Raw genomic sequence first — 6,966 nt, forward strand, 5'->3', positions numbered from 1 at the left:
GCGGCCGGGTGTTCAAGGTGCCGACCCATCTGATTGGTGAACACCAGGTGGCCACCACCGAAACGGGTTTTACTTTGTTTAGCACCCTCGACGGAGAGGAAAGTCTCTACTTCCCTCTGCCGGTGCGGGTTGCCTCCAGCAAACGGGTGATGCCGCTGTGGCAGGTCCATGGGGCCCGTATCCGCGAACAGAGACCGTCGTGGATTTTGCGGCGGATCGACTACGACAAACAGCATTACCAGTTGGAAACTACCGGCTGACCGGTCTGAATCCCTGAGTGCACACGGTGTCAGCGATGTCATGAGTGTTGGTGTAAACGATGTGCTGACATCGTGTGTAAAGGAAGTGTCGAGTGCGTGTGTAAACGATGTGGTGAGTGCGACTGTAAACAAAGAAACGAGTGTTCACATCGATTCCGCGACTATTGTGATTCCGTTGTTGTAGTACCAAAACTTCGATGGCTCCGAACTCAACGTCTCGTGCAGCGTCTCGTTGGTTTCAGTCGCTTTTAGGATTGACCGGATGTTTTTGTCGAAGAGGCGCTCGCTAAACTGAAGTTGCGTTAGACAGATCGTCAGGATCCCCGGATTGTCGGGGATCCTGACGTTTTTGGTGTGGGGTGTCTGGCTACTTTCTGTGGGTTTTGGTGTGGTGGTCGATGAGGTCCATGGCGCGCTGTTGCCGGGGCGTGGGCAGGGACAGCAGTTCGAAGGTCTTCTCGGTGCCCGGGACCCTGGTGGTGTTCCGGGTCCGGGTTCCCATGTGGGTGAGCAGGTCTTGGTAGCTGGTGGCTGTGGTTCCGTCGTCGAGTTTCCTGGTGCTGGCCTTGCGCGCTGCGGCGTCCGAGCGGTTCACTTTGGCGACCGGCTCTTCCAGGACGGGCCGGTCTTCATCGGTGAACGTCAATGGAGCCCAGACGGTGCGTAGGTGCCAGGTCAGGTGAGCGGCGAGCATGCAAAGCAGCACGTGGGCGCGGGTCCGTTCTTCGGTGTAGTGGCGGATTGGACGAATGCCCAAATCACGGGTTTTGAGGGTCTTGAAGATCTTCTCCACGTTGGCCAAGGACTTATAGGTCCGCACCGCTTCGGGGGCGTCCATGGTCTGAGCCGGGACGTTGGTGCGGATGACATAGATCCCGTCCAAGTCCGCTTCGCGTTTGATGGTTCCTTCGTTGCGTTCATAGGTGAACGTCTCATCGGTGATGACCAGGGTGAAGTGCTTTTCCATGTTGTAGGTGCCAACGACTTTCCCGGTCTTCACCCCGATCTTCCCGGCACCCTTCAACCGTCCCGCTTGAACCGCTTTCTTGATGGTTTCGAGCTTCTCTTCGGTGGCTTCGAGCAGACTGGTGCGCTTGTGAGCGCGTTTGGTCGCCAGTGCGGGGTTGCGACAAGCGATGAGACGCTCCCCGGGATATTTGGGGTGGCTGATTTCGGCGAGGTTCTGCTCATCGAACAGGCTCATCTGCAAGGGCCCATTGTCCTCGGCGAGCTTCTGGATGTCGGTGTTGCGCAGCGCGGTGACCCAGGAGAAGGTGGTGTCCTTTTTCAGGTCTTGAACCCGGGCGTTGGTGATCATTCCGCGGTCCCCGACCATGACCAGATCCTCGACACCAGCCAGGTCATGGATTTCTGAGGCGATCTGGATGAAGGAGGCCGGGTCGGAGGTGTTTCCGGGCAAGACGCGCACGGCGATGGGCAGCCCGGCGCGGGTGGCGAGCATGCCGTATTCGATCTGTTCGTGCCCGCGTTTCTTGTCCCTAGAATACCCGAATTTGGCCAGGGGGTTGTGGGTTCCGGTGACCCAGGAGGAGGACAGGTCAAAGAGGGCAAGGCCCTCGGGGTTGTGTTCGGGTCCCAGATGGGTGCGGGCGAGCTGCTTTTCGATGCGAGGTTGCTGGGTCAGTAGCCAGTCCATGGCGGCGTAGAGCTCATCGGAGGTGACGGGGCCGAGGTCGGTGCCCAGGGTGGTGTCGGTGAACCAGTTCAGGGTGGCGAGCTTGGAGGTTGGTTTGCAGATCCGTGCGGCCAGCAGCCCCATGATCACCTCGCGGTTCCGGCAGACGGGGCCGAGCAAAGATTCGAAGCCCGGGCCGACGGCGGCAATTCAACTGCACGGTCTCTGACCGTGCGCGAGTATGCTTTGCGGCCACTCAACAAAAACGGCCCGATTCCCGCCCGGCAACGGGATCGAGTTTTTCATCCAAACACAAGACCATCACCTTTCTTGATGGGTTCAAATACAGCGCGCAGATATCGATGAGCTTCTCCTCGAATTTTGGATCGTTGGAGAGCTTGAACGTCTTGGCCAGGTGCGGCTTCAGCCCGCGTGCGGCCCAGATCCACTGGATCGGGGTCGGTGAGACCCCGACATGCGCGGCATTGGTCCGCACCGACTAATGCGTCGCGCCCTCGGGCGTGGTCCTCTGCCTCAACCGCATGATTTCCGCGATCTTCGAGTCCGGGCGCAACCGGTTTGTGCCATCGCCAATCGCGGACCTGTCCAAAATTTTCAGTTCATCCTCGGCGCACCGGGCACGCCAAGCGCCCACCGTCCCTGGAGCCATGCCCACGAGCCGGGAGATCCAATCATTGGCCAAGCCCCTCGGAAGCCATCAACAAGACCTGTGCCCGCTGCACCTTGCGATGAGAGACTACTTGGGGCTTGGGCAAGAAGGCCAGGACCTCGCGCTGGGCATCGGTGTGGGTCAACGCGGCAACTATATTCGATATGCCTCCAGCTTGATGAATAAGCCAGAAACTATTTTGGAGACATACCACTAGAACCGGCATCAGGGCAGGTGCGGCGGCGTAATTGAGCTACCCGTCGTTTGCCCTGCCGGCCGCAACCTGGGCCCGCACAAGAGACGAAGGGTGGGCGGCAAGAGACCCCAACAAGAAGCTACGTGCCTCGTTGTCCGGCATATCGAGCAGGTAACCGCTCACTTGCTTGGCAGTGAGCGGTCCTCCGCGGGCAACCAGTTTGCAGATCATCGCCGATGTTTCGGCAGAAGCGTTCTCGCTCGCAGCGCACTTTGTCAGGCTCACGATCGCAGCACCACGAACCTGAAGGACTTGGTCAGTCGCCATGGAGAAAAGTAAATTATGATCACCCGTCATTGACCTCTCGCCGGCGATGGTGGCAGCCACCTCTCTGTCGATAGAAGTTCCGGCAAGTAAGCTCAGCATCATGGAATCGGTTACGTCGCCCGGAAAGAGGCGAAGAAGCGCAAGCCTGGCGGCTGATTGCGAGGTCGATTTGGTCCAGGTGAAGGCCGTGTCGCGTTCATCCGCGGGCCGTTGCGCTATGGTCTCAAGAAGTGGCCTGAGCCGTAGTTTCTCCTTCTCAGGAACCTGCTTTGCGACCATGCCGAGAGAATCTAGGGTGCCCAGAATATGACTCTCGTGAGCGTTTGGCTCAGTCAGCAACGCCACAACTGCATCCCACCGGGCAACATCGCTGTGCCACGCGTTCAGAACAACGAGCGCATGCCCGAGATCAGGTCCTCCTAGGCCGTACATCCCACGCCGGGCTTGCTTCACTTGATTATCGATGGAAGTCTCCAGATGTGAAATCGCCGCTTCAGCTGCGTCGTCTGGAAGGTCAGTGACCTTGCCGAAGTTTCCTAGCGCAGTCAGATCACCCTGTTTAATCTTACTAAGAAGGCCCGTTCTAAAGTCCGGCTTATTGGTGGCGAGGACACCGTCAATATCATCCTGAAGTTCCCAATTGTCGCCGTTTCGTACAGATAGACGCGTAAGATCTTCTCCTGACCATTGATCGTTACCTACAAGAGCAACTATGCGTCCGTAATCTTTTGCGATTAACTGGTCGTCGATAGCAGGGAGACTCATTAGGTGATCCATGACTCGACGCTTCATCGTCGGGGATACGCTTCGCATCACCCCGCCAAGAGACTGAAGCAAGTTAGTCTCGATCAGGAAGGTCGGCTTCGGCCGGTGCCGCAGCCCTTCAGGATTCGCAAGTGATGAGAGCAGCCAGGTTGCGTGTCGGTCTGCGTCGGTGACTTCGGCGAAGTCTCCGGCGTAGCGCACGAATGCAAGCGCAGATGCAAGACACGACCTCGAAGTCGACTCCAGTTCGAGGCGTCCCAGGAGGATAACGAGCGGTTCAACAGGACCGGCGTCGCTCAATTTGCGAACTGCCAGCACCAGTTCTTTCTTGGCACCCGCCCTCAACAAATCTGTCAAGCACTCCAACATCTTCGCGGTGTCCGTCACGCTCGCCTTCATTATGTCTCGGCGTGCCAGCAACGACATTGCGTTTCGCCAGCCGCCGTGATCCGCACTAAAACCGGCCAGTAGTGCCGCAGTTCGAAGGCTCGTCCACACTGTGTCGACAGCAGCCCAAGTGGTGCTCGAATCACGCCCCCATGCCTTGAACTCTCCATCGAAATGCTTCTCGAGCCCATGCGCTATGGTCTGTGAACGCCACCATCGGGTTGAAGTGTCAATGGACTGGATCAGCTCGCCGATGTCGCTCCTGCCAAACCCACTCACGTCAAATACGAGCGTGGTAGTTACGGCTACAAGCGCTCCAGCGGTGGGATCGTTGGGAGCTAAGACTCGAAGTCTTTGGACCTCGAGAGCGAGGTCCCGAGCCTCTTCCAAATGCCCTAGCTCGAGCAGACAACGCGCCTCATGGCTCTTGAGCCAAGCAATATTGACCGCACCCAAGCATTCTCTAAATTCCACTTCACGCACGGCAGCAAGAGCATCTTCTGACCGTCCGTACTCAATCAGAGCCGCTGCTCTTGCGACTACTCCAGCCACGAGGTATTGCTGATCCACAGCTTCGGACAAAGCTCCGAGTTTAGAAAGGTCGCCCGATACAGCCCAACTCCAGATTGCGTCGAATAGCTCCCAGAGCCAGGAGTCGGCATCAGTGACAGTTTCGCTTGTCGTACGCGCAGCCGTTGAAACAACGTCCCGCAATTCGCTGAACCTGCCCTGCACCAGCATCGCCAAGGCTTCTGTTGCGTTTGTCACCACTTGACCTTTGTTGGGATGTGGTGCAATCAGCCTAGGTGCCATCAACGCGTACCTGAGTCGGTCAGACTGCGGCACTTTCCAACTTGATCCCCATGCGCTGCCATCCAGGCTCACTGCTTTGGAAGGACTTGTTGCTACAGCGGTAAGGGCGTCGCGATTGCTTTCATCGACCGTCTGCGAAGCAAGGACCAGAATCTTATTTCCTTTGCCGGTGGACTGAATCGTATCCGAGGTCACGTGAACCCAGTGCGAGGTCTTGGACTTCGTGTCACGCAACACCAGGATGTGCGGGGTAGTGTGCTCACTCCAATAGTCAAAGTGGCTGTCGTCTTCCTCCGTATACCACCAGCCAACGACTTCGCCAGATCCTTCGTCCGTCTTCGCGCTCTTGAAGTAGGAGGCTCCGGTCTTGACCTGCGCGCCGACCAGCGCACCCATGTCGAATCGGTTCTCGTCTCTAGCCATCAGCCATAGGTCTGTACCGAGGTCGTGTTCAGGGTTGGGGACTGCCCCCCATCCCAATTCTTCGAATTCACCTTTAACGAACGATTGGCCCGAGGTTCCCGTGGCTTCGTTCTTGGGTGCGCGCATATTAGGCATGTCCACATTAAATCAGGCCGGATGCGGATAAACATTCTGGGGCCGGTAGTCATGCCTCGCTCGCCGCCCCAAATCATCGTTCGAGTTACTCACAACGCATGTTTGCCCCACGAAATGGCTGACAACAGGATATCCTGCATGGCCCCAGACGTACGACGAAGCCCCAAGGTTCCGACAGGAATCTTGGGGCTTCTTGATAGCAGCTACAATTTTTTCCGTTAGAAACTAGACGTTCCCTCTACGTCAGGCTGGTTGTGAGCCACCCGGCTCGTCCAAACCTTGCTGAAGGAGACAGCCATGACAGCAACAATCCAGGGATACACTCGCGAAGAAATCCGTGAGTTCATGCACCAGTACTACCTTCAACCACACGGAACCAAAGCAAGCTGGCTGGCCGCTCAGAACGTGCCGGCATGGACCCTGCAGCAGTGGCGGAAGCTGGTCTACGACGGGGACCTCGACCGGAACCTGGTACCAAGGGATCATGGGAATATGACCCGAACATCTAGCGAACGGTCCGCGTTCGAAAAAGCCCGCGCCAAAGAAATCCCTGAACACCAGTTAGAAGTCGAACAGCTCCAGGAACGCATTCGCATGCTTGAGGGGTCCAATACCGCCTTGGGAAAAGCTATCGGGCTCTTGCACACGCTGAACGTGCCAGAGCCCGATACCAAGCAGACGAACGATCCGAAAAGTTCATAACCGCCGAGAACCACCTCATCGGCACCCTGAGGGACGTCACCGGTTCCCAGCGCAAGGCACTTGAACTGGCGGGCGTATCGCGCTCCACATGGCACTACCGACAGAATCCCCGTGAACACGTCCGGGACCCGATCCATCAGTCCGAACGCGCCTACGAGAGCCGGATCAGCGAGGCTGACCGGGAGAAGATCAGCGAATGCATCAAGCTGGGCTGGGCCGAGCAGGTCTCCGTGGATCATTCCTTCGCCACCGCCTGGGATGCCGGGTTGGTGCTCGCTTCTAGGCGTAAGTGGTGGCGTATCGCGGCGGAGATTGAAGATCAGATGCTGCGCCCCACCGTCCCCACTAGAGCGCAGAACAAACGGGGCCGCAGTGCCAAGCCCGTGTTGAAGGCCACCGGGCCGGGTCAGATTTGGTCGTTGGATATTTCTGACGTGTATTCGCCATGGCGGAAAATCGTCTTCAAGGTCTATTCGGTGATGGATATTTTATCTCGGCAGATCGTGGGCTGGCGCGTGGAGGACCGCGAAGCTGACCACCTGGCCGTGGACATGTTTGAAGCGGCCATCGCCGAGCACGGAGCGCCCCATACGGTGCACGCGGACTCGGGAGCAGCCATGAGGTCGCACTTGCTGCGTGATGCTTTAACCGT

The 6,966-nt window shown here is 57.8% G+C and carries 7 protein-coding genes and 1 pseudogene; 3 read left to right on the plus strand and 5 right to left on the minus strand.

Annotation, left to right across the window (positions count from 1 at the left end; genetic code table 11):
• Positions 1-260: pseudogene (locus ABEA12_RS00435) on the plus strand (IS481-like element ISAar22 family transposase); the annotation flags it as partial.
• A 144-nt stretch (positions 261-404) separates the two neighbouring features.
• On the opposite strand, the gene ABEA12_RS18570 reads toward ABEA12_RS00435, so the two are convergent.
• The 5 genes from ABEA12_RS18570 to ABEA12_RS00455 all read right to left on the minus strand — a co-directional run bounded on the left by ABEA12_RS18570 (position 405) and on the right by ABEA12_RS00455 (position 5,612).
• A complete protein-coding gene (locus tag ABEA12_RS18570; RefSeq protein ID WP_210102493.1) occupies positions 405-599 on the minus strand; it encodes an AIPR family protein in 195 nt (64 codons plus the stop codon).
• Positions 600-627: 28 nt separating this feature from the next.
• On the minus strand, positions 628-2,076 hold the full coding sequence (locus ABEA12_RS00440; RefSeq protein ID WP_425571707.1) for an IS1634 family transposase: 1,449 nt from the start codon (positions 2,074-2,076) through the stop codon (positions 628-630).
• 76 nt (positions 2,077-2,152) lie between these two features.
• Positions 2,153-2,392, minus strand: a complete 240-nt coding sequence (locus ABEA12_RS00445) for a hypothetical protein (protein ID WP_210100253.1) — start codon at positions 2,390-2,392, stop codon at positions 2,153-2,155.
• 196 nt (positions 2,393-2,588) lie between these two features.
• Positions 2,589-2,711 (minus strand): hypothetical protein, encoded by a 123-nt coding sequence (locus ABEA12_RS00450; protein WP_345465702.1) that lies wholly within the window; start codon positions 2,709-2,711, stop codon positions 2,589-2,591.
• A 108-nt stretch (positions 2,712-2,819) separates the two neighbouring features.
• Positions 2,820-5,612 (minus strand): DUF4365 domain-containing protein, encoded by a 2,793-nt coding sequence (locus ABEA12_RS00455; protein ID WP_210100252.1) that lies wholly within the window; start codon positions 5,610-5,612, stop codon positions 2,820-2,822.
• Between the two features lie 297 nt (positions 5,613-5,909).
• On the opposite strand from ABEA12_RS00455, the gene ABEA12_RS00460 reads away from it, so the two are divergent.
• Together ABEA12_RS00460 and ABEA12_RS00465 are read left to right on the plus strand one after the other, a co-directional pair.
• Positions 5,910-6,314, plus strand: a complete 405-nt coding sequence (locus ABEA12_RS00460) for a hypothetical protein (protein WP_210100251.1) — start codon at positions 5,910-5,912, stop codon at positions 6,312-6,314.
• 230 nt (positions 6,315-6,544) lie between these two features.
• Positions 6,545-6,966: DDE-type integrase/transposase/recombinase (locus ABEA12_RS00465; protein WP_345465707.1), on the plus strand; the 422-nt coding region annotated here is incomplete at its 3' end.

This window comes from Paeniglutamicibacter antarcticus, from assembly GCF_039544305.1.
In the GTDB taxonomy this organism is placed as follows: Bacteria; Actinomycetota; Actinomycetes; order Actinomycetales; family Micrococcaceae; genus Paeniglutamicibacter; species Paeniglutamicibacter antarcticus_C.

Excerpts from the sequence above, each read along its gene's own strand:
- ABEA12_RS00455 (WP_210100252.1), bottom strand. The coding sequence starts at position 5,612 with ATGCCTAATATGCGCGCACCCAAGAACGAAGCCACGGGAACCTCGGGC.
- ABEA12_RS00460 (WP_210100251.1), top strand. The coding sequence starts at position 5,910 with ATGACAGCAACAATCCAGGGATACACTCGCGAAGAAATCCGTGAGTTC.